At 71.6% G+C, this 23,967-nt stretch carries 23 protein-coding genes; 11 read left to right on the top strand and 12 right to left on the bottom strand.

Annotated features, from left to right (window positions below; all coding sequences use genetic code 11):
• Nucleotides 1-33: 33 nt before the first annotated feature.
• The 4 genes from ACWCRD_RS33000 to ACWCRD_RS32985 form a co-directional block, all read right to left on the bottom strand.
• Entirely contained in the window at nt 34-1,305 is a 1,272-nt protein-coding gene (locus ACWCRD_RS33000) for an MFS transporter (protein WP_450969408.1), read from the bottom strand.
• A gap of 226 nt (nt 1,306-1,531) precedes the next feature.
• Nucleotides 1,532-1,813 carry a hypothetical protein gene (locus ACWCRD_RS32995; protein ID WP_450969407.1) on the bottom strand — a complete coding sequence of 94 codons (282 nt, stop codon included), beginning with the start codon at nt 1,811-1,813 and terminating at the stop codon, nt 1,532-1,534.
• 75 nt (nt 1,814-1,888) lie between these two features.
• Entirely contained in the window at nt 1,889-3,469 is a 1,581-nt protein-coding gene (locus ACWCRD_RS32990) for a glycerol-3-phosphate dehydrogenase/oxidase (protein WP_450969406.1), read from the bottom strand.
• Nucleotides 3,466-4,065: a TetR/AcrR family transcriptional regulator gene (locus tag ACWCRD_RS32985; protein ID WP_450969405.1), complete on the bottom strand. Its 600-nt coding sequence runs from the start codon at nt 4,063-4,065 to the stop codon at nt 3,466-3,468. The genes ACWCRD_RS32990 and ACWCRD_RS32985 overlap by 4 nt, the downstream gene beginning before the upstream one ends.
• A gap of 95 nt (nt 4,066-4,160) precedes the next feature.
• Between ACWCRD_RS32985 and ACWCRD_RS32980 the strand changes: the two genes are divergently transcribed.
• The 8 genes from ACWCRD_RS32980 to ACWCRD_RS32945 all read left to right on the top strand — a co-directional run bounded on the left by ACWCRD_RS32980 (nt 4,161) and on the right by ACWCRD_RS32945 (nt 13,193).
• Nucleotides 4,161-5,759: an FAD-binding oxidoreductase gene (locus tag ACWCRD_RS32980; protein ID WP_450969404.1), complete on the top strand. Its 1,599-nt coding sequence runs from the start codon at nt 4,161-4,163 to the stop codon at nt 5,757-5,759.
• Between the two features lie 50 nt (nt 5,760-5,809).
• On the top strand, nt 5,810-6,697 hold the full coding sequence (locus ACWCRD_RS32975) for a YegS/Rv2252/BmrU family lipid kinase (protein ID WP_450969403.1): 888 nt from the start codon (nt 5,810-5,812) through the stop codon (nt 6,695-6,697).
• A gap of 14 nt (nt 6,698-6,711) precedes the next feature.
• The gene (locus ACWCRD_RS32970; protein ID WP_450969402.1) at nt 6,712-7,164 is read left to right on the top strand and encodes a flavodoxin family protein; all 453 of its coding nucleotides are present in this window, start codon (nt 6,712-6,714) and stop codon (nt 7,162-7,164) included.
• Between the two features lie 87 nt (nt 7,165-7,251).
• Complete coding sequence (locus tag ACWCRD_RS32965; RefSeq protein WP_450969401.1) at nt 7,252-7,725, top strand: carboxymuconolactone decarboxylase family protein; 474 nt, start codon at nt 7,252-7,254, stop codon at nt 7,723-7,725.
• Nucleotides 7,726-8,189: 464 nt separating this feature from the next.
• Nucleotides 8,190-9,380 (top strand): serine hydrolase domain-containing protein, encoded by a 1,191-nt coding sequence (locus ACWCRD_RS32960; RefSeq protein ID WP_450969400.1) that lies wholly within the window; start codon nt 8,190-8,192, stop codon nt 9,378-9,380.
• A gap of 134 nt (nt 9,381-9,514) precedes the next feature.
• Complete coding sequence (gene pgm / locus ACWCRD_RS32955; protein ID WP_450969399.1) at nt 9,515-11,155, top strand: phosphoglucomutase (alpha-D-glucose-1,6-bisphosphate-dependent); 1,641 nt, start codon at nt 9,515-9,517, stop codon at nt 11,153-11,155.
• A gap of 161 nt (nt 11,156-11,316) precedes the next feature.
• Nucleotides 11,317-12,147, top strand: coding sequence for a PP2C family protein-serine/threonine phosphatase (locus tag ACWCRD_RS32950; protein ID WP_450969398.1), 831 nt, complete (start codon nt 11,317-11,319; stop codon nt 12,145-12,147).
• A gap of 50 nt (nt 12,148-12,197) precedes the next feature.
• Complete coding sequence (locus ACWCRD_RS32945; protein WP_450969397.1) at nt 12,198-13,193, top strand: MASE1 domain-containing protein; 996 nt, start codon at nt 12,198-12,200, stop codon at nt 13,191-13,193.
• 15 nt (nt 13,194-13,208) lie between these two features.
• On the opposite strand, the gene ACWCRD_RS32940 is transcribed toward ACWCRD_RS32945, so the two are convergent.
• The 6 genes from ACWCRD_RS32940 to ACWCRD_RS32915 form a co-directional block, all read right to left on the bottom strand.
• Nucleotides 13,209-13,676 carry a hypothetical protein gene (locus ACWCRD_RS32940; protein ID WP_450969396.1) on the bottom strand — a complete coding sequence of 156 codons (468 nt, stop codon included), beginning with the start codon at nt 13,674-13,676 and terminating at the stop codon, nt 13,209-13,211.
• Between the two features lie 124 nt (nt 13,677-13,800).
• Entirely contained in the window at nt 13,801-15,267 is a 1,467-nt protein-coding gene (locus ACWCRD_RS32935; RefSeq protein ID WP_450969395.1) for an HAD-IA family hydrolase, read from the bottom strand.
• Between the two features lie 61 nt (nt 15,268-15,328).
• The gene (locus tag ACWCRD_RS32930) at nt 15,329-16,405 is read right to left on the bottom strand and encodes an ABC transporter ATP-binding protein (protein WP_450969394.1); all 1,077 of its coding nucleotides are present in this window, start codon (nt 16,403-16,405) and stop codon (nt 15,329-15,331) included.
• A 3-nt stretch (nt 16,406-16,408) separates the two neighbouring features.
• The gene (locus ACWCRD_RS32925; protein ID WP_450969393.1) at nt 16,409-17,227 is read right to left on the bottom strand and encodes an ABC transporter permease; all 819 of its coding nucleotides are present in this window, start codon (nt 17,225-17,227) and stop codon (nt 16,409-16,411) included.
• On the bottom strand, nt 17,212-18,114 hold the full coding sequence (locus ACWCRD_RS32920) for an ABC transporter permease (protein WP_450969392.1): 903 nt from the start codon (nt 18,112-18,114) through the stop codon (nt 17,212-17,214). Before ACWCRD_RS32920 ends, ACWCRD_RS32925 begins: the two co-directional genes overlap by 16 nt.
• Entirely contained in the window at nt 18,111-19,262 is a 1,152-nt protein-coding gene (locus ACWCRD_RS32915; protein ID WP_450969391.1) for an ABC transporter substrate-binding protein, read from the bottom strand. The genes ACWCRD_RS32920 and ACWCRD_RS32915 overlap by 4 nt, the downstream gene beginning before the upstream one ends.
• A gap of 214 nt (nt 19,263-19,476) precedes the next feature.
• Between ACWCRD_RS32915 and ACWCRD_RS32910 the strand changes: the two genes are divergently transcribed.
• Together ACWCRD_RS32910 and ACWCRD_RS32905 are read left to right on the top strand one after the other, a co-directional pair.
• Nucleotides 19,477-20,217 carry a GntR family transcriptional regulator gene (locus tag ACWCRD_RS32910; protein WP_450969390.1) on the top strand — a complete coding sequence of 247 codons (741 nt, stop codon included), beginning with the start codon at nt 19,477-19,479 and terminating at the stop codon, nt 20,215-20,217.
• A gap of 156 nt (nt 20,218-20,373) precedes the next feature.
• Nucleotides 20,374-21,057, top strand: a complete 684-nt coding sequence (locus ACWCRD_RS32905) for a hypothetical protein (protein WP_450969389.1) — start codon at nt 20,374-20,376, stop codon at nt 21,055-21,057.
• A gap of 2 nt (nt 21,058-21,059) precedes the next feature.
• Here ACWCRD_RS32905 and ACWCRD_RS32900 read toward each other — a convergent pair whose 3' ends face one another.
• Entirely contained in the window at nt 21,060-21,785 is a 726-nt protein-coding gene (locus ACWCRD_RS32900; RefSeq protein ID WP_450969388.1) for an FAD binding domain-containing protein, read from the bottom strand.
• A 219-nt stretch (nt 21,786-22,004) separates the two neighbouring features.
• On the opposite strand from ACWCRD_RS32900, the gene ACWCRD_RS32895 reads away from it, so the two are divergent.
• Nucleotides 22,005-22,685, top strand: coding sequence for a dienelactone hydrolase family protein (locus ACWCRD_RS32895; RefSeq protein ID WP_450969387.1), 681 nt, complete (start codon nt 22,005-22,007; stop codon nt 22,683-22,685).
• A gap of 40 nt (nt 22,686-22,725) precedes the next feature.
• On the opposite strand, the gene ACWCRD_RS32890 is transcribed toward ACWCRD_RS32895, so the two are convergent.
• Nucleotides 22,726-23,940, bottom strand: coding sequence for a carbohydrate-binding protein (locus tag ACWCRD_RS32890; protein ID WP_450969386.1), 1,215 nt, complete (start codon nt 23,938-23,940; stop codon nt 22,726-22,728).
• Nucleotides 23,941-23,967: the final 27 nt, after the last annotated feature.

Here is a 23,967-nt window from a genome sequence, read left to right as displayed (position 1 = left end):
CCTGCTGCCGCTCCAGGGGCCCCGGCACCGCTGCTATGCCGCCGGCCGCACCCGCCTGTGCACCTGGACACCCCAGACCAGCAGGGCCGCCAGGGCGATCGACACGAAGGCCGTCGACATCCCGGCCTGGACGCCCACCCGCACGGTGAGGGTGCCGGCCACCAGGGCGCCGAGCGGAACGCCCAGGCCTGAGGAGAGCATCCGGCGCGTGGTGTTCACCCGGCCCTGCAGCTCGGGTGGCGTCACTTCCTGGGAGTAGGTCATCGTGTTCACCAGGACGACGAGGTAGGCCGAACCCCATACGGTCAGTGCGACCAGCGTGACCCGCCAGTCCGAGCTCAGGACGACCGCCAGGCCGAGCAGGGCCCCGGCGGGCAGCACCCCCAGGAGAAGAGGGAACGCCTCGAAGCGGCGCCGCAGCCGGGGCAGCAGGAAGGATCCGCCGATGCCTCCGGCACTCCACGCCATGTAGAGCAGGCCGATCCGCCCGTCGGAGCCGTGGATGCCCAGCACACGGTCGGCGAAGACGACGAGCTGGCCGATGACGGCCCCGCCGGAGAAGGACTGCAGGGTGCCGACCACCGTCATCAGGCGCAGCGTCGAGTGGTGGCGGAGGAAACTGAGCCCTTCCCGGACGGACTCCCTGAACCCCGGCCGCCGCCCCGCCGGCTTGCCGGACGCGGAGGTGTGTGTGACCGCCTTGAGGAGCAGCGCGGAGGCGGCGAAGGACAGGGCGTCCAGCGCCAGGGTGCCGGCCGGGCGGAACAGGACGATCAGACCTCCCGCCACCGCGTTCCCTGCGATGCGTACGACGGTCTGCGCTCCGTACACGGCGCTGTTGGCCTCGGACAGCTGCCCCTTGCCGACGATGTCGGGGACGAAGCCGTACACCCCCGCGTCGAAGAAGAGGCCGAGAGCGGCCGAGGCGAAGGCCACGACGAGAACCTGGCCGCCGGTCAGGATGCCCAGGGCGGAGGCGGCCGGTACGGACGCGATGCAGACGGCGTTGAACCAGTCGGTGAGGATCATCAGGCGGCGCCGGTCGGTCCGGTCCGCCACGCTGCCCGCGATGAGCCCGAAGACCACGTAGGGCAGGGTCGCCGAGGCCGCCACCAGGGAGACCATCAGCGGCGAGCCGGTCTCCTGGAAGGTCAGCACGGGCAGCGCCACCGTGGTGACGGCGGAACCCAGCCCGGAGACCACGCGCGAGAGCCAGAACCAGCGGAAGTCGGGGACGCGGCGCAGCGGGATGTCCGGTGCTTCGGGTGTGCGGTCGTCTATGTCCTTGCGGGGCAGGGAGGTCATCGCGGTCGGTGGGTCCTTTCGGTGAGGTGTCGTCCGGCGCCTCCACCAGGAACCGGGCGTAAAACGCGGGACACCCCATCAGCAGGGTGCTGATGGGGTGTCAGATGGGGCGCGGTGTGTTTCGAGACGGAACCGGTCGCTCGGCGGCGGCCCGCGACGTCCGCGGAGGCGGAGCGTGAGCGAGGGGGTTCCGGAAACCCGCGGGATCATAGCAGGCGGCGGCCGGTCAGCTCCTCTGCTCGGACTGCCGCACCGCCCGCTCGACCTCCGCCTCGACCTCGTTACGGGACCTGCCGGACTCCTTCGCATACTCGGTGACCGACGTCCGCGCCTCGCGGGCCAGGTCGCGCCAGGCGCGGCGTGCGGTCTCGTAGGTGTCGGCCTGCTGTCCGCTCCAGCCGCCGGGCTGGGCCACGGGGCCGTACGAGTGCTGCAGCTCCTCGACCCGGAGGTGCGCCTCGTCGGCTGCTCGCTGTTTCTCGACCAGCTCGTCGAAGGTATGTGTCACGCAAATGGAGCATAAGCGCACATTTGACATTTCGCGCGGCGAGCAGGTGGGCCGGGCCGAGCGGCCCGTCGGCTCTCACCCCTTCCCGGACAAGGCCTCGCCGAGCAGTTCCCGCGCTGTGTCCAGCGCCGCGGCGCGGTCTGCCGGCACCATGCCGATCCGGGTGCGGCGGTCGAGGAGGTCGGACTCGTCGAGGGCGCCTTCGTGGCGCACCGCCCACAGCAGTTCGGCGGCGGTGACCGGATGGCCCGGCAGCACGCGCTCCCCCAGCCGGGGGTTGTCCGCGCCGAGTGCGAGCACGGCCGGTGCCTCGGTGCCGTAGCGCCGTACCAGATGGCGAGGCGCCTGCACCGCGTCGAGCGTCTGGGGGGATGCGGCGCCGACGAGCGGGAGGGAGGCCGTGGGGGAGGCGCCGGCGGGGAGGCGGCGGGCGGCGACGGCGGCGTCCACGGCGTCCTCGGCCATGCGCCGGTAGGTGGTGAGCTTGCCGCCGACCACGGTGATGACGCCCTCGGACGAGGTGAGCACCGCGTGCCGGCGGGAGATGTCCGCGGTCCTGGCCACGGCGCCGGAGCCGGCCTGCGGTGCGGTGTCCAGCAGGGGGCGCAGCCCCGCGAAGGCCCCGACGACGTCCTCGCGCCGGACCGGGACGTCGAGGACCGAGCCCAGCACGTCGAGGAGGAAGCCGATGTCCGTCTCGGGCGCCTCGGGCACGTCGGGGATGTCGCCCTCGACGGGTTCGTCGGTGAGGCCGACGTAGACGCGGCCGTCGCCCTGGGGCAGGACGAGGACGAAGCGGTTCGTCTCCCCGGGGACGGGGACGTGCAGGCCGGCCGGGAGCGGGCCGAGATGGTCCGAGCGCAGGATCAGGTGGGTGCCGCGGGAGGGGCGGATGCGGATGCCGTCCACCAGGCCGCCCGCCCAGACACCGGAGGCGTTGATCACCGCGCGGGCCCTGATCTCGCCCTCCTCGCCGGTGAGTTCGTCGCGGACGCGGGCACCGGAGGCGGTCAGTTCCAGTGCCCTGACGCGGGTCAGGATGCGCGCCCCGTGGCCGGCCGCGGTGCGGGCGACGGCGGTCACCAGGCGGGCGTCGTCGACGAGGCGGCCGTCCCAGGACAGCAGGCCGCCGCGCAGCCCGTCGGTGCGCAGGGCGGGGGCCAGATGGCGGGTTTCCAGGGCGGAGAGCCGGCGCGGCGCGGGCAGCGTGGCCCGGGCGGTACGGGCCGTCAGTCGCAGGGTGTCGCCGGCCCGGAAGCCGGCCCAGGCGAGCGCCGCCTGGCCGCGGGAGACCAGTGGCGTCAGGGGCAGGACGAACGGCTGTGCGCGGACCAGGTGGGGTGCCGTGCGCTCCATCAGCACACCCCGTTCGACCGCGCTCTCATGGGCGACGTCGAGCTGCCCGGAGGCGAGATAGCGCAGCCCGCCGTGGATGAGCTTGCTGCTCCAGCGGGAGGTGCCGAAGGCCAGGTCGTGGGCGTCGACGGCAGCCACGCTGAGGCCGCGCGCCGCGGCGTCCAGTGCGGCTCCGGCACCGGTGGCACCGAGCCCGACGACGAGGACGTCCACGGCGGGGCCGCCGACGGTCTCGGCCAGTTCGCGCGAGCGCCGGGCGGCGGACAGGGACGATACGGGGGCGGCAGGACTGGGGCTCATGGCGTGAGGGTCCTCTCCAGGATGGAGCGCAGCTCCGTGAGGAAGGCCGCGGAGGACAGCTCGGCGTCGTCCTCGTCGGTCATGGTCCGCAGGGACAGGGTGAAGGACTGGACGATCAGCAGCAGGGAGCGGGCCTGACGCTCGGGGTGGCAGACGCGGACCGACCCGTCGGCGTGCCCTTGCTTCAGGCCGTCGGCCAGCAGTTCCAGGAGGGCGATCTGGCTGGCGCCCCGGCGGTCCAGGACGTAGGGCAGGAGCAACTCGGGATCGACGTCGACGATCTTGCGGAAGAGGGGATGGGCGCGGAAGGACTCCACTCCTGCCACCAGTCCCTCCACCAGCAGGCTGCGCGCGTCCGCCTCCGGTCTGCGCTCGGGTATCGCCCGCGTGGCCACGTCGACCCACTCACGGGTCATCAGGTCTCCGACCAGCGTGCGCACATCGGGCCAGCGCCGGTACAGCGTCATCCGGGAGACGCCCGCGCGGCGGGCCACGTCGGTGAGTGTCGTACGGCGGACCCCGACGGCCAGCACGCAGTCCCGCACCGCGTCGAGCACCGCATCACTGTCCGAGCTGTTGTGACGAATAGGCGTCATGTGTCACAGTGTAACGCCTCGACGCCCTGCGGGATCGTCGGAGGACGGAACAGCTCGAACGGAATCGCTCGAATCGACCGGTGAGGACGACAGTCATGGACATGCTGTGGAGCGGCTGGGGCGACCCGGCCAGGGCGACGCCGCTGCCCGACACGGTGATCGGGCTGTTGCGCGATCTGCTCGGCGTCAAGCCGTGCGGCGCCGAGCCGGTCGGGCTGGCGGACATCGCCGTGCCGGAGGGGCAGTTGGAGCCCGCGGCGTATCGGGCCCTCGTGGCGGCCGTGGGCGGCGAGGAGTACGTACGTACCGACGCCGAGACCCGCATCCGGCACACCCGCGGCAAGTCCACCCCCGATCTGCTGCGCATCCGGGAGGGTGACGTCGCGGACACCCCGGCGGCGGTACTGCTCCCGGCCGGCCACGACGAGGTCCTTGCACTGCTGCGCGCATGCGCCGAACACGGCCTGGCGGTCGTCCCGTTCGGCGGCGGCACCTCCGTCGTCGGCGGACTCGCCCCCGGGCAGCGAAGCACCTTCGTAGCCCTGGACCTGCGGCGCATGGACGGTCTGCTCGCCCTGGACCCGGTCTCCCGCACCGCCACCCTGCAACCGGGCCTGCGCGCCCCGCAGGCCGAGGCGCTGCTCGCCGAACACGGCTTCACCCTCGGCCACTTCCCACAGTCCTACGAGTGGGCCACCATCGGCGGTTTCGCCGCCACGCGCTCCAGCGGCCAGGCCTCGGCAGGCTACGGCCGCTTCGACGAGATGGTCCTCGGCCTCACCCTGGCCACCCCCGATGGCACCATCGACACGGGCCGCGCCCCGCGCTCCGCGGCCGGACCGGACCTGCGCCAGCTCGTCCTCGGCTCGGAGGGAGCGTTCGGCGTGATCACATCCGTGACGGTCCGCATCCGCCCCGTCCCGCAGACCCGTGTCTACGAAGGCTGGCGCTTCGCCTCCTTCGAGGAAGGCGCCGCCGCACTGCGTCGCCTCGCCCAGGACGGGCCGCGCCCGACCGTGCTGCGCCTGTCCGACGAGACCGAGACCCTGATCGGTCTCGCCCAGCCGGACGCCATCGGGTCCTTGGACGGTCAGACGGCCGCCGGATGCACCGCGATCGCCGGCTACGAAGGCGCGGAGGACGACGTCTCGTACCGCCGCGAGCGCGCCGCCGCCGTGCTGCGCGCATGCGGTGGCACACCGCTCGGCGAGGAGCCCGGCGAGCGCTGGGCGCACGGCCGCTACTCGGCCCCCTATCTGCGCGACGCCCTGCTCGACGCGGGTGCCTTCGCCGAGACGCTCGAGACGGCGACCTTCTGGTCCCGCATCCCGGAGCTGTACTCGGCCGTACGCGACGCGCTCACCACCACACTCACCGAGGCCGGCACGCCGCCCCTGGTCATGTGCCACATCTCGCACGTCTACGAGAACGGCGCCTCGCTGTACTTCACCGTCGTCTCCGCCCAGGGCGAGGACCCCCTCGCGCACTGGACCCGGGCCAAGCACGCCGCCAACGAGGCGATCCTCGCCGCCGGCGGCACCATCACCCATCACCACGGCGTGGGCACCGACCACCGGGACTGGTACGTCCGCGAGGCCGGCCCACTGGCCGTCGAGGCCCTGCGCGCCGTGAAGCGGCGACTGGACCCGGGCGGACTCCTCAACCCCGGGATCCTGCTGCCCCTCGACGACTGACCGTTCCCCCAGTTCGCCAGTACCGACCGTCCGCCCTCGGAGGCACACCGATGCGACAGTTCACCGCCGTCGTCAACCCCACCGCGGGCGGATCCACCTCGGCCGCCGCGCTGCTCGCCGTGGCCAGGCTGCTGCGGGAGGCGGGCGCCGAGCTGCAGACCGAGTACAGCCGCAGCCTGGCCCACGCCCAGGAACTCGCCCGGCAGGCGGGCGGCGAGGGCCGGGTGGTGCTCGCCGTCGGCGGGGACGGCATGGCCGGCGGCATCGGCGGCGCCCTCAGCGGCACCGGAGCCGTACTCGGCCTGGTCCCGGCCGGCCGCGGCAACGACTTCGCCCGGGCGCTCGAACTCCCCACGGAACCAGCGGAGTTGGCCGAGGTTCTGCTCCACCATGAGCCGCGCGCCGTGGACACCATCGAGGTCGAGTCCGCCGCTTACGACCGCACCGTCGTCCTCGGCAGTGTGTACGCGGGCGTCGACGCCCTCGCCAACCGCCATGCCAACCACGCGAGACTCCTGCGGGGCGCGGCCTCCTACTACGCCGGCGGCCTCCGCGCGGTCACCACCTGGCGGCCGGCCCACTACCGGGTCACGGTCGACGGCACGGAACACCGCCACACCGGGTACACCGTGGTGGCCGCCAACTCCGGCTACTACGGCTCCGGCCGCCTCATCGCCCCCGACGCCCGCGTGGACGACGGCCTCCTGGACGTGGTGATGATCAGCGAGGCACCCCGACGGCTGTTCTTCGCGATGATGAACGAACTGAAGACGGGCAGCCATGTCCACCGGCCGCAGGTGCGCATCCTGCGCGGCAGGGAGATCACCATCTCCGCCGACCGCGATGTGCCCTACGGCGCCGACGGCGAGGTCGAGGCCGTTCTGCCCGTCACGGTCAGAGTGCTGCCGGGAGCGCTGCGGGTGCTGAGCCGAGCCTGAACTAGGGTGCGGGTGTGCCCACCCTGCTGATCGTGCATCACACGCCCTCGCCCAACTGCCAGACGATGCTGGAGGCCGTCCTCTCCGGCGCCACCGCGCCCGGGATCGAGGGCGTCGAGGTCGTGCGGCGGGCGGCGCTGGCGGCAACGGCGTCCGACGTGCTGGCGGCCGACGCCTATCTGCTCGGCACCCCGGCCAACATCGGCTACATGTCCGGGGCGCTCAAGCATTTCTTCGACCAGATCTACTACCCGTGCCTGGATGCGACGCAGGGCAGGCCCTTCAGCTATTACGTGCACGGCGGGAGCGACGTCACCGGTGCGGTGCGCGGGATCGAGGCGATCACGACCGGCCTGGGCTGGCGCCGCGCCGCGAAACCCGTCACCGTCACCGGGGAACCCGCCGAAACGGACGTCGAGGCCTGCTGGGAGCTGGGCGCGACGCTGGCCGCAGGACTGCTCGACTGAGACGCAGGTCACATTCGGCTGTGTCACAACCTGTGGGGCCGTGCCGTCAAAGAGGTGTAACCACCGACAACGGCACAGGAGCACACCATGGAAGCTCGTCTCAACCTCTTCGAGAACCCGGTCGCGGCCAAGCTCTTCCGGCACCTCAACGCGGCGGGCAGGATCGTCTCGGAGTCGCCGCTGCCGCTCGCGACGCAGGAGCTGGTGAAGCTCCGCGCCAGCCAGATCAACGGCTGCGGCATGTGCACCGACATGCACACCAAGGACGCCCTGGCCGCGGGGGAGGACCCCCAGCGTCTCCATCTCGTCGCGGCCTGGCGGGAGGCCAAGGTGTTCACCGACGCCGAGCGCGCCGCCCTGGAGCTGGCCGAGCAGGGCACCCGCATCGCGGATGCGGCCGGCGGGGTCACGGACGAGGCCTGGGCGAACGCGGCCAAGCACTTCGACGAGGACCAGCTCGCCGCCCTGGTCGCCACCATCGCCGTGATCAACATGTACAACCGCTTCAACGTCATCGTCCAGCAGCCCGCCGGCGACTACCAGCCGGGCATGTTCGGATGACGCCGACCCTCTGACCCTCACCGGCAACGACAGACGGCCCGGGCGCTCCCGCCCGGGCCGTCGTTGTGACTGCATTGTGCGGAGGCGGATTTCGCGTACCTGGCACGGCCCGGCACATCCGGCCCTGGCGGCCTTCAGCGCCTTGCGGATGCCCCCGGGGTGAGCATGCCGGTGGCGAGTTTCGTGGTGGGACCGGGCAGCGGCGTGTCTGCCGGTGTCGTGGTGGAGGTGCTGTGCTGCCCGCCGCTCTTCGGAGACGCCGACGCCTTGTTGCCGCCGTCCGGCCACGCCACCCAGGTGATGCCGCACACCAGCACGGCACCGGCCGCGACGGAACGCGAAGGTTCTCAGGATGGTAAAGGCCGCCGGGTGAACCGTGGGGCCGTATGCAGCAGCCGGAAGAGCCTCCCCACGGGCGCGGGGACAGGCTTGGCCTGCAACTACGGCCCGCCCCGGGAGACCTGATGCCCCTTCGCTCCACTCCGGCCCGTCCCTTCCCGCTCCGGACCCGACTGCGGGCGACCGGTGTCGCCGCGGTCTGCCTGGCAGCGCTCTGCCAGACCCCCGCGAGCACCGCCGCCGCTCCCGCAGCACGCGGCAGCGACCTGCAGAACCAGCTCGAGCAGCTCGTCCGCGCCCCCGGCGGCCCGCCCGGCGTGATCGCCGTGCTGCGCAGAGACGGGCGCACCCAGGTCGTACGGGCGGGTGTCGCGGACCTCGCCACCGGCCGTCGCCCGAGCCAGTACGACCACATGCGCATCGCCAGCACCGCGAAGGCCTTCAGCGGAGCCGTGGCCCTGTCCCTGGTCGACCGGCACACCCTTCGCCTGAACGAGACCATCGGTGAACGGCTGCCACAACTGCCCAAGGCCTGGCACCGCGTCACGCTGCGGCAGCTGCTCAACCACACCAGCGGACTGCCGGACTTCAGTGCGGCCCCCGAGTTCCGCAGCATCCTCGCGGCCGACCCGCACCACCACTTCGACTCCCGGCGCCTGCTCGACTTCGTCGCCGACCAGCCCCTCGACTTCCGCCCGGGCAGCCAGTACCGCTACTCCAACTCCGACAACATCGCCGTCGCGCTGATGGCGGAGGCAGCGACCGGCACCCGCTACGAGCTGCTCCTGCGGAAGCTGGTCTACCGGCCGCTGGGCCTGCACGACACGACCCTTCCCCAGGGCTACATGATGTTCGAGCCCTATCTGCACGGCTACGACGTGACCCCACCGCCCCCGCAGGACGTCAGCGAGCTTCTCAGCGCCTCGGGCTCCTGGGCCTCGGGCGGCATCGTCTCCACCCCCGCCGACATGACCCGCTTCATCCGCGGCTATGCGGGCGGCGCCCTCTACGGCAAGAACGTCGTGCGCGAGCAACGGCGCTGGATCGCCGGCGCCTCCGAACCCGCGGGCCCCGGCCGGAACATGGCGGGCCTCGCCATCTTCCGCTACGCGACCCGCTGCGGCGTCGTCCTCGGGCACACCGGCAACTTCCCCGGCTACACCCAGCTCATCGCCGCCACCCCCGACGGCCGCCGCTCCCTGACCTTCTCCGTCACCACGCAGATCAACAAGTCCCAGACCCCGGCGCTGCTCACCCGACTGCGCACCGTCCAGGAGAACTTCGTCTGCGCGCTGCTGGCACGTTCCGAGCACTGAGCGCCTGTGTCATGTCCCCGGCCGCCCGGCCGGGGACATGACACAGGCTTTGACCCGCTCTCGCTGGCCGCCGCCCTCACGAGAGAAGATGGGGCGGCAAGCGTCTTGGTCAACCGATGTGGAGGAGCGGGCACATGCAGCACGAGCGAGCGGGCAGCCCGGCACGCCCCGAGGACCTCGTCGACGTCGCCCGGCTGGTCACCGCGTACTACGCGCTGCACCCGGACCCGGCCGACCCGGGGCAGCGGGTGGCGTTCGGCACGTCAGGACACCGCGGATCGTCACTGACGACCGCGTTCAACGACGACCACATCGCCGCGACCAGCCAGGCCATCTGTGAGTACCGCGCCGAGCAGGGCACCGACGGCCCGCTCTTCCTCGGCGCCGACACCCACGCCCTGTCCGAGCCGGCACGGGTCACCGCGCTGGAGGTGTTCGCGGCCAACGAGGTGACCGTGCTCATCGACAGCGCGGACGGCTACACGCCCACCCCCGCGGTCTCGCACGCCATCCTCACCCACAACCGCGGCCGCACCTCCGGCCTCGCCGACGGCGTGGTCGTCACCCCCTCCCACAACCCGCCCGCCGACGGCGGCTTCAAGTACAACCCGCCCAGCGGCGGCCCCGCGGGCTCCGAGGCGACCTCCTGGATCCAGGACCGGGCCAACGAGATCATCGCGGCCGGGCTGAAGGACGTACGGCGCATCCCGTACACCCGGGCGCTCGCCGCCGAGACCACCCGCCGCCACGACTTCCTCGGCGCCTACGTCGCCGACCTGCCGCATGTGCTCGACCTGGACGCCGTCCGCGCCGCGGGCGTCCGTATCGGCGCCGACCCGCTCGGCGGAGCCTCGGTCGCCTACTGGGGCCGGATCGCCGAACAGCACCGCCTCGACCTGACCGTGGTCAACCCCCTCGCCGACCCCACCTGGCGCTTCATGACGCTGGACTGGGACGGCAAGATCCGTATGGACTGCTCCTCGCCGTACGCGATGGCCTCGCTCATCGAACAGCGCGACCGCTTCCAGGTCGCCACGGGCAACGACGCGGACGCCGACCGGCACGGCATCGTCACCCCGGACGCCGGCCTGATGAACCCCAACCACTACCTGGCCACGGCCATCTCCTACCTGTACGCCCACCGCAAGCAGTGGCCCGCCGACGCGGGCATCGGCAAGACGCTGGTGTCCTCCGGCATGATCGACCGGGTCGCCGCCGGCCTGGGGCGCCGCCTGGTCGAAGTGCCGGTCGGCTTCAAGTGGTTCGTGGACGGGCTGGTCGGCGGCTCGATCGGCTTCGGCGGGGAGGAGTCGGCCGGGGCGTCCTTCCTGCGCCGGGACGGCTCGGTGTGGACCACCGACAAGGACGGCATCATCCTGGCGCTGCTCGCCTCCGAGATCATCGCGGTCACCGGGAAGACCCCCTCGGAGCACTACGCCGCCCTCACCGCCCGCTTCGGCGAGCCCGCCTACGCACGCATCGACGCTCCCGCGACCCGAGAGGAGAAGGCACTGCTCGCCAGGCTCTCACCCGCGCAGGTCACCGCCGACACCCTGGCAGGGGAGGCGGTCACCGGGGTGCTCACCGAGGCACCGGGCAACGGCGCGGCCATCGGCGGCATCAAGGTGTCCACCGAGAACGCCTGGTTCGCGGCCCGCCCCTCGGGGACCGAGGACGTGTACAAGATCTACGCCGAGTCGTTCCGCGGCCCCGACCATCTGCGCCAGGTGCAGGAGGAAGCCAAGGACGTGGTCATGGCGGCCCTCGGCGGCTGATCCGGGTACGCCCCGGCCGGGAGCGCCGGAGCGTGGCAGGGCGGGTCGGCGAAACCGCATGGCGGACTCACCGACCGCCATGTCGCGAACATCCCATTAAACGCATAATCTGGGGATTTGCCCCGAAGGGGCCATGGCCCACGGTCCCGCCGGAGTGATCAATGTCCCTCGATCGTCCGACAGAGGACGGCGACGAACTGCTTGCCCGACTCGGGTCGCTGACCGCCCAGGCACGCGAACTAGCGGAGCTGCAGCGCTCCCGGGTGGAGCTGGCCCTCGCCCTGCAGCGCGGCATGCTGCCCCGCGACCTGCCCGCCGCCTGCCGCTACCGCCTGGCCGTCCGCTATGCCCCGGCCTGCCAGGGCCTCAACGTGGGCGGCGACTGGTACGACGCCTTCACGATGCCCGACGGCCGCATCGGACTGTCCATCGGCGACGTCCAGGGCCACAACACCGAGGCGGCCGCCTTCATGGGGCAGGTCCGGGTCGGTCTGCGCGCGCTGGCCTCCGTCACCGGCGAGCCCGGCGAGCTCCTCACCCGCACCAACGATCTGCTGCTGTCCCTGGGCACCGACCTCTTCGCCACCTGCACCTTCCTACGGCTCGACCCGGCCACCGGCGTCCTGGAGAGCGCCCGGGCCGGACACATCCCGCACATCTGGGCCACGGCCGACGGACAGTGCGGTATCGCCGAGGACGAGGGCGGACCACCCCTGGGCATCGCGGCAGGCATCCACTACCCGGTGACCCGCCACCGGCTCACCACCGGCGGTGTGTTCGTCCTGCTCACGGACGGCGTGGTGGAAGGCCCCTCGCTGAGCGTCGACGAGGGCCTCGCCCGGGTGGTGCAGCTCGCGGGCAGCGCCGCGGTGGCCGGCATGGAGGCCGACGTCCTCGCCGCCGGCGTGATGAAGATCGCCGAGCGGGTCGGTCACGAGGACGACGCGGCCGTCCTGGTCGTCACCCACGACGGTCCCGGCATTCAGCCGTAGGGCCGGACCCGGCGCCTCCCGCCTCGCCGAGCGTGCGGCACCGGTGTCTCATGTCAGCTGTGCTGGGTATCCAGGATCTGCGCCGACCGGCCGTCCACGCCCTCCAGACGCTGGCGGTCACTGCCTGCTACTTCGCCGCCGGGCGGCTGGGACTTCTGCGGCAGCTGCTCGTGGAGGGCGCCGTCGTCACACCCATCTGGCCGCCCACCGGCGTCGCGGTGGCCTGTCTGCTGCTCTTCGGCCTGCGCATCTGGCCCGGCATCGCGCTCGGCGCGCTCCTCGTCGTCATGTCCATCAGCTCGGTCCAGCCCGCCGTGACCGGCACCCTCGTGGGCAACACCGCCGCCCCCGTCTGCGCGTACTACCTGCTGCGCAAGGTCGGCTTCCGCACCGACCTCGCCCGCTTGCGGGACGGCTTCGCGCTGGTGTTCCTGGCCGCGCTCACCGCCACGCTGATCAGCGCGACCGCCGGCGCCGGGCTGCTCGTCCTGACCGGCAAACTCGCCACGGACGGCTTCTGGCTGGTCTGGTCGGCCTGGTGGGCCGGCGATGCCATGGGCGTCCTGATCGTCACCCCGGTCCTGCTGGTGCTGTACGGCGCGCGCCGCCACCGTGACGCGCGGCGCTGGAAGGAGACCGTGGCCCTGGCCCTCATCACCTGCGCCCTCGTCCCCTTCGCCGTGCACAGCTCCGTGGGCCTGCTCTTCCTGGTCTACCCGCTCCTGATCTGGGCAGCCCTGCGCTTCCAGCTCGCGGGCAGCATGCTGTGCGCCCTCTTCGCCTCCGTGATGGCCACCATCGCGGCGACGGACCAGGTCGGTCCCTTCGCCCGGCTGACCGGCGTCGAAGTGATGATCAAACTCCAGGCCTTCAACGGCGCGATGGCACTGACCGCCCTGCTCCTGTCAGCAGTGATCACCGAGCAGCTGAACACCAGACGGTCGGTGGAACAGGCCTGCCAGGAACTGGTCGAGGTCCTGGAACACCTCACCGCGGGGGAGAACCCGCAGAGCCGGCCACCCATGGAACTCGACGATCGGCACTGACCTCAGTTCCAGACATCAGTTCCACAGGGGATACGTCACCGTCGGCGCGAACGTGTCCGGCCTGCCGGCGGGGTATTCGAGGGTCATCCGGCTGTAGTGCTGCAGGTGCGGGTGCTTCTTCCAGGGCTGCGCCCGGTCGAGCCGGACGACGATCGGGTAGGAGTGGAACCTGCCCGCCGCGCAGTACGGCTTGCAGTCGTTGACGATGTTGACGCCCTCGGCCCTCGCCGAGTCCGCGCCCCACTTGGACCAGTGCATGGCGGCCAGGCGGCTGTTGCCGTCACCGCAGGCGAGGATGAAGTCGGTGGGGCGCACTTCCGGGTGGAAGAGACAGTCGACGAGCACGGGCACCCTGGCCTGCTGCCGTGCGGTCTGCGAGGCCGGCGGGGACGCCGGCCGGGCTTCGGAGGGCGCGCTTGCGGCTGCCGCGAGCGAGGCCGCGAAACAGAGCGTGACCGCCGTACTCAGTGTGTGCCTGCGCATGTCCGCTCCCCGCTGCCGTCTCCTACCGACGCTATGACGCTGTGACGCCAGGACTCGTTCCGACGCTACGACTGCGGGCAGGAATACACCACTCGGACGGAGCAACGACAGGGCTCTCGATGCGTCACGCCCGGCGGTTGAGGGCGAACGTGCTGAGGACCGCCGCATGGTCCGAGGGCCAGTCGTTGCCCGCGACGTCCGGCCACGCGCGCGGGGCGCCGGTGACGACGGTGCGGGAGTCGACGACTTCCAGGCCCTGGCCGTTGTGGAGGACGTAGTCGATGCGGTCCTGAGGTTCCGGGCGGGTGAGGTCGTCCTCGTTGCGGGTGTGGACCGGCGACCAGGTGTGGCCCGGTGCGCGGACCGGATCCGGATGGGCCTCGCGGTAGGAGTCGCGCAGTCCGGCCGCCTCGGCCGCCCTCGTCACCGGCCAGGCCACGTCGGGCCAGTCCAGATGGGACGGGCAGTTGAAATCACCGGTAAGGATCACGGGGGTCGTCTCGTCCGCCGACTCGGCGATCCGGCGCAGGGCCTCCCGCATCTGGGCCAGCCGTACGTCTTCATGGGCGATCAGCTCGGCCGGTCCCAGCCCGTCGAAGGCCGCTTCGTACGGGCCGTACGGCGTGTAGTGCAGATGCGCCGTCCACACGTCCACCTCGTGGGCGGGGCCGATGCGGATGCGGGCGCCGGCCGCTCCGTAGAAGCCGACGTCGGGGTCGCCGAGGCGGGCCGTGATCGGGTGGCGGCTGATGATGCCGAGGTTCTCGCCGGCCTGGTGGTGGTGCCAGCCCAGCGCGTCGGCGAGTTCCCGGGCCGCCGTACCGGCCGTCTCCTGCAGGCCCACGACATCGGCCTCGGTGTCCAGGATGACCTTGAGCTGTTTGGCGCGATGGTCGTCGACCTTCGCGCCGCCCAGCCAGAGGTTCCAGCTCAGCACCCGCAGCCGGGGGACCACCAGGGCCCGCAGCCGGTCCGGGGTCACCTCCTCCAGGCTGGCCACGACCGTCCGCCCGGGCGCCGCGTCGATCGGCGCCAGCGACGGCACCGCCAGCACCGTGCACCCGGCGGCTTCCGCGGAGCTGACCCCCGTGAGGGTGTCCTCGACGGCCACGCAGCGCGCCGGGTCGACGCCCAGGGCGCGGCTGGCCGTGAGGTAGGGGTCGGGAGCGGGCTTGGTGTGCTCGGTGTCGTCCGCGGTGACGGAGACATGGAAGCGGTCGGCGCCGAGCACGCGCAGGACGCTGTCGGTCACCGAGCGGGGCGAGGCGGTGACCAGGGCCGTCGGCACGCCCTCGCGGGCCAGGGCGTCGAGGAGGCCGATCGCGCCGGGGCGCGGCACGATGCCGGTGCGCACCCGGTCGGCGAACTCGGAGTGCAGCCGGTCGGCGAGATCCGGTGTCCCGGTGAGCGCGCCCAGCCAGGCGGCGGTGTGCTCGACCGGCCTGCCGAGGACCTCCGGCTGGTCGGCCTCGGTCAGCGGCCGGCCGAGGCCCGTGGCCACGTACTGCACCGCCTCCCACCACAGCCGCTCGGTGTCGACGAGCGTGCCGTCCATGTCGAACAGGACGGCCTGGAGCGGGGGTTGGGTCACGGGGTCTCTTCTTTCATGTGGGGGGATGTCCTGGATGCCCTGCGGGCGAGTGTCCGGCGTCTCACGCCGCCCGCTCGGCGACCAGCACCGGGCGCTCGGGCAGCGAGACCCGTACGGTCGCTCCGGCTCCGAGCTCCGCGGCCTCGTGGGTGGGCAGGTCGGCCTTGACCTCGGTGCCGTCGGCCAGGCGTACGGTGATGCGGGTGGCGGCGCCGAGGAAAGCGGTGGCGATCACCCGGGCGTCACCGGTGGCGTCCGCGGTGACATGCACGGCCTCGGGCCGCACCAGCACGTCCACCTCCGTCGCCGCGGGAAGGGTTCCCTCGACGGGCAGCCGCAGGCCCAGGACGTCCACGGTCGAACCGGACAGGTGCCCGGGGATGCGGCTCATCGTGCCGACGAACTCGGCGACGAAGGCGGTGGCCGGACGCCCGTACAACTCGGCCGGTTCCGCGCACTGTTCGAGCCGTCCGGCCCGCATCACGGCGACCCGGTCGGCCACGGACAAGGCCTCCTCCTGATCGTGCGTCACGAACAGGGTGGTGATGCCGAGTTCCTGCTGCAGCCGCCGGATCTCCTCGCGCAGCGTGAGGCGCACCTTGGCGTCCAGCGCGGACAGCGGCTCGTCCAGCAGCAGCACCCGGGGCCGCAGCGCGAGCGCGCGGGCCAGCGCGATACGCTGCTGCTGGCCGCCGGAGAGCTGGTGCGGAAAGCGGTTGCCCTTGTCGGCGAGACCGACCAGGTCCAGCAACTCGGCCGCCCGGGAACGGCGTTCGGCCGTACGCACCTTGCGCATCCGCAGCCCGAAGGCGACGTTGTCGAGGGCGCTCAGATGCGGGAAGAGACTGTACGACTGGAAGACCATCCCGGCGTCCCGGCGGTGGGCCGGCACCTGGGTGACGTCCTCGCCGTCGACCAGCACCTCGCCGGAGTCGGGGTGTTCGAACCCGGCGAGCATGCGCAGCGCGGTGGTCTTGCCGCAGCCGGACGGGCCAAGCAGCGCCAGGAACTCTCCGGGCTGCACGGTCAGGTCGAGCCCGTCCAGGGCGACGGTCGCCCCGAACTCCCGGCGCAGACCGCGGAATTCGACCGTGGCGGCCTTGCCGACGGCTGTCTTCTCAAGGGTGGTGGCGGTCATGGTTCATCCTCGGGACGAAGCGGTACGGGTCCGCCCGCCGAGGCCGGCGAGCGTGAGGAGCAGGGCCCAGGTGACGAGCAGGCTGAGCACGGACACGGCGACGGACAGCTGGGCCTGCGAGCCGCCGACGCTGTAGATCCACACGGCGAACGGCTGGAAGCCCAGCAGCTGGGCCACGGTGAACTCGCCGAGCACCAGCGCGAGCGTGAGGAACGAGGCGTTCAGCAGGGCCCCGCGCAGATTGGGCAGCACGGCTCGCACCAGCGCCTGCGGCCAGGCGGCCCCGCAGCTGCGGGCTGCCTCGACGAGCGTGCGTACGTCGATGGCGCGCAGTCCCGAGTCCAGCGCCCGGTAGACGAACGGCAACGCCATCACTACGTACGCGAGGACGAGCACGAACGGGAAGCTCGGGTTCTGCACGGCCACGAACGTCTCGAACAGCGGGGTGCGCGAGAGGTATTCGGGACCCCACTTCAGCACGGTGGCGATACCGGCGACGAACGCGATCGGCGGCACGACCAGCGGCAGCGAGCACACCACTTCGACGACCGGCCGCAGCCGGGGCGCGGCGAGCCTGAGCGCGACCATGGCAGGGACCATGAGCAGCAGGACGATCGCGATGGTGGCGGCCGCCAGTTCCAGCGAGAGCAGCAGGCTGGAGCCGAAGCCGTCGGTGGAGACGATCTGGCTGTAGGCGTCGAAGGTGACGCCCTGGCCCGGTACGTCGACCGTGAAGATCACGGAAGCGGCGAGCGGGACGAGGAAGTACAGGGCGGCGAGGCCGAGGACGACCCACCGCCACGGGTTCAGGCGTCGAGCCATCGCGCGCTCCGTCGTTGCAGGGGCAGGTACACGGCCATGACGAGCCCTGCGACCAGGACCATGTCGAGGCTGAGGGCGAGGGCCACGTTCTCCTGGCCGACCAGCACGTTGCCGGAGATGGCGTCGGCGATCTGCAGGGTGACCAGCGGGACCGAACTGCCCACCATGGCCGCGGCGGTGGCGTAGGCGGCGAACGCGCTGCCGAAGAGGAGCACGAACCCGCCGAGCAGCGACGGCAGCAGCACGGGCAGGGCGACGTGCCGCCAGTACTGCAGGGCGGTGGCGCCGTTGTTCTGGGCGGCCTCGCGCCACTGGGAGCGCAGCCCCTCCAGGGCGGGCGTGATGGTGAGGACCATGAGCGGGATCAGGAAGTACAGGTAGACGATGACCAGGCCCCAGAAGCTGTAGAGGTCCCAGCCCTTGTCCGCGAGATGCAGGTGCTTGGTCAGCACGCCCGCGTTGCCCAGGGTGGCGACGAACGCGAAGGCCAGCGGGACACCGCCGAAGTTGGCGAGCACCCCGGACGCGGTGAGCACGGCCTCGCGCAGCGCACGGAACCGGGACGTGACGACGACGTGCGCGAGGGGCAGCCCGAGGACGGTTCCGATGCCGGCCGAGACGGCGGACAGTTTGACGCTGCCGAGCAGGGCCGTCAGATAGGCACCCTGCAGAGAGGCCGTGAGGTTCGCGGTGCTGTACGAACTGGCCCCGGTGGCCTGGTCCTTGACGCTGAACGCGCCGTTCAGCATGGCGATCGCGGGCACCCCGAAGGCGACCGCGACGAACACGAGCAGCGGGACGACGGCGAGCCAGCCGGGGACCCGGCGCCGCCGCTTCACCGAGGTGAGCGGCGGCGCCACGTCCACGCCCGTGAGGGTGGCCGTCATCCGGAGACGGCCTTCGACCAGCCCGTCGCGATGACCGTCTTGGCCTTGCTCTGCTGGGCCTCGGTCGGGAAGGAGGGCGTACCGGAGACTGCCGGGAGCTTGGCAGCGGCGGTCTTGTCGAGGGTGCCGGCCTTGTCCATGGCGGTCATCAGCGCCGGACGGGCGTAACCCTTGAGCCACAGGTTCTGGCCCTCGGCGCTGTACAGGTACTCCTGCCACAGGCGTGCGGCCGCCGGGTGCGGGGCGTCCTTGTTGATGGCCTGCGAGTAGTACTGGGAGAACCGGCCGTCGGACGGGACCGCGACCTTCCAGTCGACGCCCTTGGACTTGAACTCGTCCGCGTAACCGGCGTTGAGGTAGTCCCAGTCGATGCTGATCGGCGTCTCGCCCTTCTCGACGGTCGCCGGAGTCGACTCGACGGGCGTGTAGTTGCCGTTCTTCTTCAGCTTGGCGAAGAAGTCCAGGCCGGGCTGGATGTCGTCGAACGAGCCGCCGTTCGCGAGCGCGGCCGCGTACACGCCGCCGAAGGCCGAACCCGACTTGGTGGGGTTGCCGTTGAGCGCGACCTGCCCCTTGTACTGCGGCTTGAGCAGGTCCTTGAAGGTGGTCGGACAGGTCTTGACCCGCTTGGCGTCGCAGCCGATGGAGATGTAGCCGCCGTAGTCGTTGTACCAGCGGGCCTGCGGGTCCTTCTGCCCGGCGGGGAGGTCCGCGTACGAGGTCACCTTGTACGGCGCGAGCAGGCCCTGCTGGGCGGCGCTCAGGGCGAAGGAGCTGCCGAGGTCGAGGACGTCCGGGGCGCGGTCCTGGCCCTTGCGGGAGGTGACGGCGTTGATCTCGTCCTGGCTGGTGCCGTCCGGGTTCTCCACGTCGACCTTGATGCCGTACTTCTTCTTGAAGCCGTCGATCAGGGCGCCGTAGTTGGCCCAGTCGCGGGGCAGCGCGATGGCGTGCAGCGTGCCCTCCTTCTTGGCGGCCTTCACCAGGGCGTCCATGCCGCCGAAGCCGGCGGCGGAGGTGGCGGTGGCGGCGTTCTTGCCGCCGGCGGTGGTCGACGCGTTGTCGGGAGCGGCGCCGCAGGCGCTCAGGGCGAGTGCGGCTACGACGGCGAGGGAGCCGGCCAGGGCGGCTGTTCTCGGCTGGGACACGGTGACTCCAGAAGGGGGCGCAGGGGAGGACGCACAAGGCTGAGAACTTGTCTGAACAAGTTGGCCTCAGTAATGCCGTCTGTGGTGACCACTTCGTAAACAGTGGCGAAATTGTGACCTCCTAATCCCTGCACAGTTCGGGGCGAGCGCGATCACCCGCCGGTCTCGATTAGGCTGGTCACGCTGTGCACAGCAGCTGACTCGGAGGGATACGGTGGCGACACGACACGAGGAGATCGCCGACGAGCTGCGGCGGGCGATCGACCGTGAGGAGTACACGGTCGGTAGCAGGCTGCCCGCCGAGACGGAACTCGCCGCCCACTACGGCGTCTCGCGCGGCACCGTCCGCCAGGCCGTCGCCGCGCTGACCGCCGAGGGCCTGATCGGCTCCCGCCAGGGCGCCCGCCGGGTCGTACTGGCCAGCCGCCGCAGCCAGAGCTTCGCCGAACTGCGCAGCTTCGCCCAGTGGGCCCGCGCCATGGGCCGTGAGGCCACCGGCCAAGTCGTGGCCCAGGAGTACCTGCCGGCCACCGCGCAGGATGCCGCCCGCCTTCAACTCCGGGAGGGCGCACGGGTGTTGCACGTCCTGCGGGTCCGCGGGCTGGACGGCGAACCGGTCCTCGTCGAGCGCACCGTGTATGCCGACTGGATCTCACCGGCCGTCGAGGTGATCGACCCGTACGCCCCCTCCGTCACCCAACTCCTGTATGACAGCACGGGCCTGGTCTTCGCCTACGGCGAGCACGTCATCGACGCGGTCGCGGCGAGCGCACAGGACGCCGAACTCCTCGGCATCCGCCGCACCAGCCCCCTGCTGCGCGTCCGCCGCGTCACGACCACCCGAGAGGGGCGCCCGGTCGAGTGGTCCGACGACCGCTACCGCTCGGACGCCGTGAGCTTCAGCGTGCACAACTCGATAGACAACAACGCACTGGCCCGCAAGACGGCGGAGTAGCCGAGCACATGGCTCGGTCTTCGCGGGAGCCCTACGACCCGCAGCGGTGTTGCCTGTCGTGCGCTGGGGCATGATGCGGGAACCTGGAGCGGGGGGGCCATGGCAAATATGACGGAGGCGCGGGGGAGCAGATCAGCCCGCGGGCGCGTTGGGTTCATGCTGTTTCGCTGCATGATGGTCCTGCTCGTCGTCTTCTTCGTGGTGCGGACCTATGAGGAGACCGCGATAGCCGTCGCGCGCGGCACCGGAGGGCTGGACACCGTGGACGCGGCTGTGGTGGAGGCCGGGTGGCGCTCCCACGAAGGCTGCTCCGGCGCCGGCCAGGACACCAACTGCGACGAGAAGGTCACCTGGTCCAGTCGTGAGGTGAGTCTGCGGGCGGGAGGTGACACCAGGACGGTGTCCGTGGACGCCGACGGCCCCTCCTTCACCGAGGGCCAGCGGGTACGGCTGGGCCTGTGGCACAACAAGGTCGTGGAGATCAACGGATACCTGGTCCACAGCGCCTGGAAAGGTGACGGCCTCTTCTTCGTTGTGCCGCTGACGCTGTATCCCCTGGTCATGGGGTACGTGGTGGTTGTAGTCACCGCGCTGCTGGCGCGCTTGCTGAACCGGGGCCGACGCGCCCGCCTCGACCTGGGGAGGCGCATTGAGGCAAGCGCCTGCGGTGTCGTTGTCGGCCTGGCCGTCTGCCTGTTCCTCGTGTTCTTCTCGGCGATACGGGAGGCCACACCGCCGTGGTGGCCGATGGCACCGGTCGGCGCCGGATCGGCCGTCGCCGCGCTGGTGCTCGTCATCAAGGCACGGCGCGCCACTGAGTCCGTGCCAGTGGCGGCCTGACGTCAGCGACCGACAGGGCGAGCCAGCAGGTCGGCGACGTGTTCACGCACGGTTCGCCACGCCGCCGCGTGGAGCGTGCCGACCGGTGTGTCCCCGAGCGCGCGGATCGCCTCTTCGATCCCGCCGGTGTCACAGGAGACATCGGCCGTGAGGACGTCGTAGCCGTCGCGTACGGCGACATGCAGACGGTTGAGCCCGACGTCATCCATGTGCACTGCGGCGGCGACCACGAACGGCGGCTGCCCACCCGCCTCGCCGGGCAGTTTTCGGTAACTGCTGGCGAGTGGCTCACGCCAGTGCAGGCTGAGCAGGAGGTGGTGCTTGGCGAGGACTTCGGCGAGGTCGGTCTCGTAGATCCGGTCCCCTTCGAGCACCGTCGCCCAGGACTCCAGCACCAGCGCGGCCGGCAGCAGGCAGCGCAGCGTGCTGCCGACGAGGTTGCCGCCGACCGTGGCCGTTCGGCGCACGGCTCCCGTTCCCACCGCGGCGGCCGCTCGGTGCAGCACCTCGGGCACCCGCTCGTCGACGCTGTTCAGCACGACGGCGCCGCCCAGCACCCCGCGCCCGATCAGATTGGCCTCCGGCAGCCTGCGCAGCGACACGGCCTGCTCGGGAAACCCGTCGCGTTGCCAGTCGGCCCAGATCAGTGTCGCCCCGCCGACGGGTACGGCTCCCTCGGCGAGGCACTCCTGCGCTTCGGACACGGACTCGGGAAGACGTAGCAGCACGGGAGCCGACCTGCTTTCTCGACGACTTGGAGCGGAGGTGCACGGCGTTCTCGACCAGGAGAGCGCCGACCTGGCGCATTTTCTCCACCTGCGTGGAGGCGCGTACAGGGCTCACTGATCCGCTGTGTGCGCCCCCTGCGCGGCGCCGCCCCGGAGCTTCGGGGGAGGATGAGGTGTCCGGAGCGGAGAGGTGCAGTACTGGTGAGGAACCGTGGGGCAGTGCAGCGCAACGAGTCCGCGCTGATCGTGCGGCACGCGCCGCCCGAAGGCGTGGCCGCGGCGATCGTGACACTGCACGGCGGCCACGAGCTCAGCCGCCGGACGGCGCACCCCTGGCAGCCGGCCGCGCTCCGTATGCTTCCGGTTCTGCGGGCGGCCGGAGCGGCCTCGCCCCCGGACGTCCTGCTCGGGCAGGTCCGCTACCGGCACCAGGGGTGGAACGACGCCGATCCCGCCCACGACGCACTGCGGGCGCTGGACGAACTCCAGCGGCTGGCGGGAACGGTGCCCACCGTCCTCGTAGGGCATTCGATGGGGGCCAGGGCGGCCCTGCGGGCCGCGTCGCACCCGATGGTGTGCGGCGTGCTGGCGCTGGCGCCGTGGTGTCCGCCCGTGGACTCCGCCCGCCACCTCGGTGGCGTGCGCCTGCTGGTCCTGCACGGTGACCGCGACCATGTGACGCCGCTCGCGGAGTCGACGGACTACGTGCGCCGGGCGAGGGAGGCCGGTGCTCGGGCCGGCCTGGTACTGGTCCGCGGCGGCGACCACGCGATGCTCCGCCGCAGCGGCGACTGGCACCGGGCCACGGCCGAGATCGTCGCCGGGATGCTGCGGCCGGACCCGGACGCCGAGGAGCTGGCCGCGAGGGCTTGCGCGGCGGAGGGCGCCGTCGAGCTGTAGGCGCCGTCCGCCGATGAGCCGGTTCAGCCGGGGACGATGCTCAGCAGGCGCCCTCGTCCTGCCAGGGCCCCCAGTCGGTGGCGGCCGGCGTCTCGTTCTGGGTCCACCACTTGGCCTTCCAGTTGTGCTTGTTGTACGAGACCTCGTCGCCGGTGGTGTAGACGGCGCTCGAACTCCAGGTGGTCTTGCACGCGGTGGGTGTCGGCGTGGGCGTCGGTGTGGGAGTGGGAGTCGAGTCCGGCGGGGTGGCGCCCGCGAACTTCACCGAGTACTTCGCGAAGTCCCAGGAGTTCTGCGCCACGCTGGAGCAAGTGCCGGAGGTGCGCCCGCCGTTGTCGGGCGGAGTGCACTGCCGGTCGCGGTTGAGGGACCAGAAGGTGAACCGGTCCATGTTGTGGCTGGTGGCGTAGTCCAGCACGGTCTGGAAGTCGGCCTGGGTGAAGATTTCGCCGCTGTCGCTGCGCCCGTTCATCCCGGAGAAGCCCTCGTGGGCGTAGGCCGTCGCCTGGTCCCAGCCGAACGTCGACTGGAGGATGGCGTTGAAGCCGGTGAGCGCGCCGGTCTGCGAGGCCGCGCCGTTGAAGCCGCCGTCGAAGGGCATGATGGAGAAGTTGTTCGGCGTGAAGCCCTGCGACTTCGCCTCCAGCAGCATCTGCTTGCCGAACCAGCCGGTGCCGTCGGCCGTGCCGGCCGTGGTGACGGAGACGTACAGGCCGGGGTTGTTGTGCTGGAGGATCTTCGCGGCGCCGATCTCGTTCTTGATGGCCGCGGTGTTCTCGTACTCCGGCTCCTCCAGGTCGAAGTCGATCGCGTGGAGGCTGTACTTGGTGATGACCTGCTGGTACGCGGCCGCCGTCGCCGCCGCGTCCGAGCACACCTGACCGAGCTTGGTGCCGCCGTACCCGCCGACGGAGACGGACACGTCGCCGCCCTTGCCGCGGATCGTGTTGATGACGGACTGGACGGCCGTGTCCGAGGAAACGGGGGCGGTGCCTCCCCAAGTGGGCGAGCAGCCGCCGCCGTTGGGGGCGAGGACGAAGGCGAGCTGGAAGGCCTTGAGGCCGGTGGCGTCCATGATGGCGGCCGGGTCCGGCGGGTCGTTGTCCAGTGGCATCAGGTACGGGGCCGCCGCGTACCAGCGGTTGCTGAGCGCGGCGGTGGCGCCCGAGGCGTTGCCCGCTACCAGGGCTGTGGTTCCTGCGACGGCGAGTCCGACGGCGGCGGCAGCGCCCAGGGATGCACGAAGTCGTCTCACGGTGAGCCTCCGATGGGGGTGGGGGAG

Source organism: Streptomyces sp. NPDC002092, assembly GCF_053593775.1.
The sequence above is the reverse complement of the archived record's forward strand: the minus strand, read 5'-3'. Positions and strand labels throughout refer to the sequence as shown.

Coding starts and splice junctions, on each gene's coding strand:
- ACWCRD_RS32925 (WP_450969393.1), bottom strand. CDS start 17,227: ATGGCTCGACGCCTGAACCCGTGGCGGTGGGTCGTCCTCGGCCTCGCC.
- ACWCRD_RS32930 (WP_450969394.1), bottom strand. CDS start 16,405: ATGACCGCCACCACCCTTGAGAAGACAGCCGTCGGCAAGGCCGCCACG.
- ACWCRD_RS32950 (WP_450969398.1), top strand. CDS start 11,317: ATGTCCCTCGATCGTCCGACAGAGGACGGCGACGAACTGCTTGCCCGA.
- ACWCRD_RS33000 (WP_450969408.1), bottom strand. CDS start 1,305: ATGACCTCCCTGCCCCGCAAGGACATAGACGACCGCACACCCGAAGCA.
- ACWCRD_RS32985 (WP_450969405.1), bottom strand. CDS start 4,065: ATGACGCCTATTCGTCACAACAGCTCGGACAGTGATGCGGTGCTCGAC.
- ACWCRD_RS32975 (WP_450969403.1), top strand. CDS start 5,810: ATGCGACAGTTCACCGCCGTCGTCAACCCCACCGCGGGCGGATCCACC.
- ACWCRD_RS32940 (WP_450969396.1), bottom strand. CDS start 13,676: ATGCGCAGGCACACACTGAGTACGGCGGTCACGCTCTGTTTCGCGGCC.
- ACWCRD_RS32960 (WP_450969400.1), top strand. CDS start 8,190: ATGCCCCTTCGCTCCACTCCGGCCCGTCCCTTCCCGCTCCGGACCCGA.
- ACWCRD_RS32965 (WP_450969401.1), top strand. CDS start 7,252: ATGGAAGCTCGTCTCAACCTCTTCGAGAACCCGGTCGCGGCCAAGCTC.
- ACWCRD_RS32920 (WP_450969392.1), bottom strand. CDS start 18,114: ATGACGGCCACCCTCACGGGCGTGGACGTGGCGCCGCCGCTCACCTCG.
- ACWCRD_RS32905 (WP_450969389.1), top strand. CDS start 20,374: ATGCTGTTTCGCTGCATGATGGTCCTGCTCGTCGTCTTCTTCGTGGTG.
- pgm (WP_450969399.1), top strand. CDS start 9,515: ATGCAGCACGAGCGAGCGGGCAGCCCGGCACGCCCCGAGGACCTCGTC.
- ACWCRD_RS32945 (WP_450969397.1), top strand. CDS start 12,198: ATGTCAGCTGTGCTGGGTATCCAGGATCTGCGCCGACCGGCCGTCCAC.
- ACWCRD_RS32980 (WP_450969404.1), top strand. CDS start 4,161: ATGGACATGCTGTGGAGCGGCTGGGGCGACCCGGCCAGGGCGACGCCG.
- ACWCRD_RS32990 (WP_450969406.1), bottom strand. CDS start 3,469: ATGAGCCCCAGTCCTGCCGCCCCCGTATCGTCCCTGTCCGCCGCCCGG.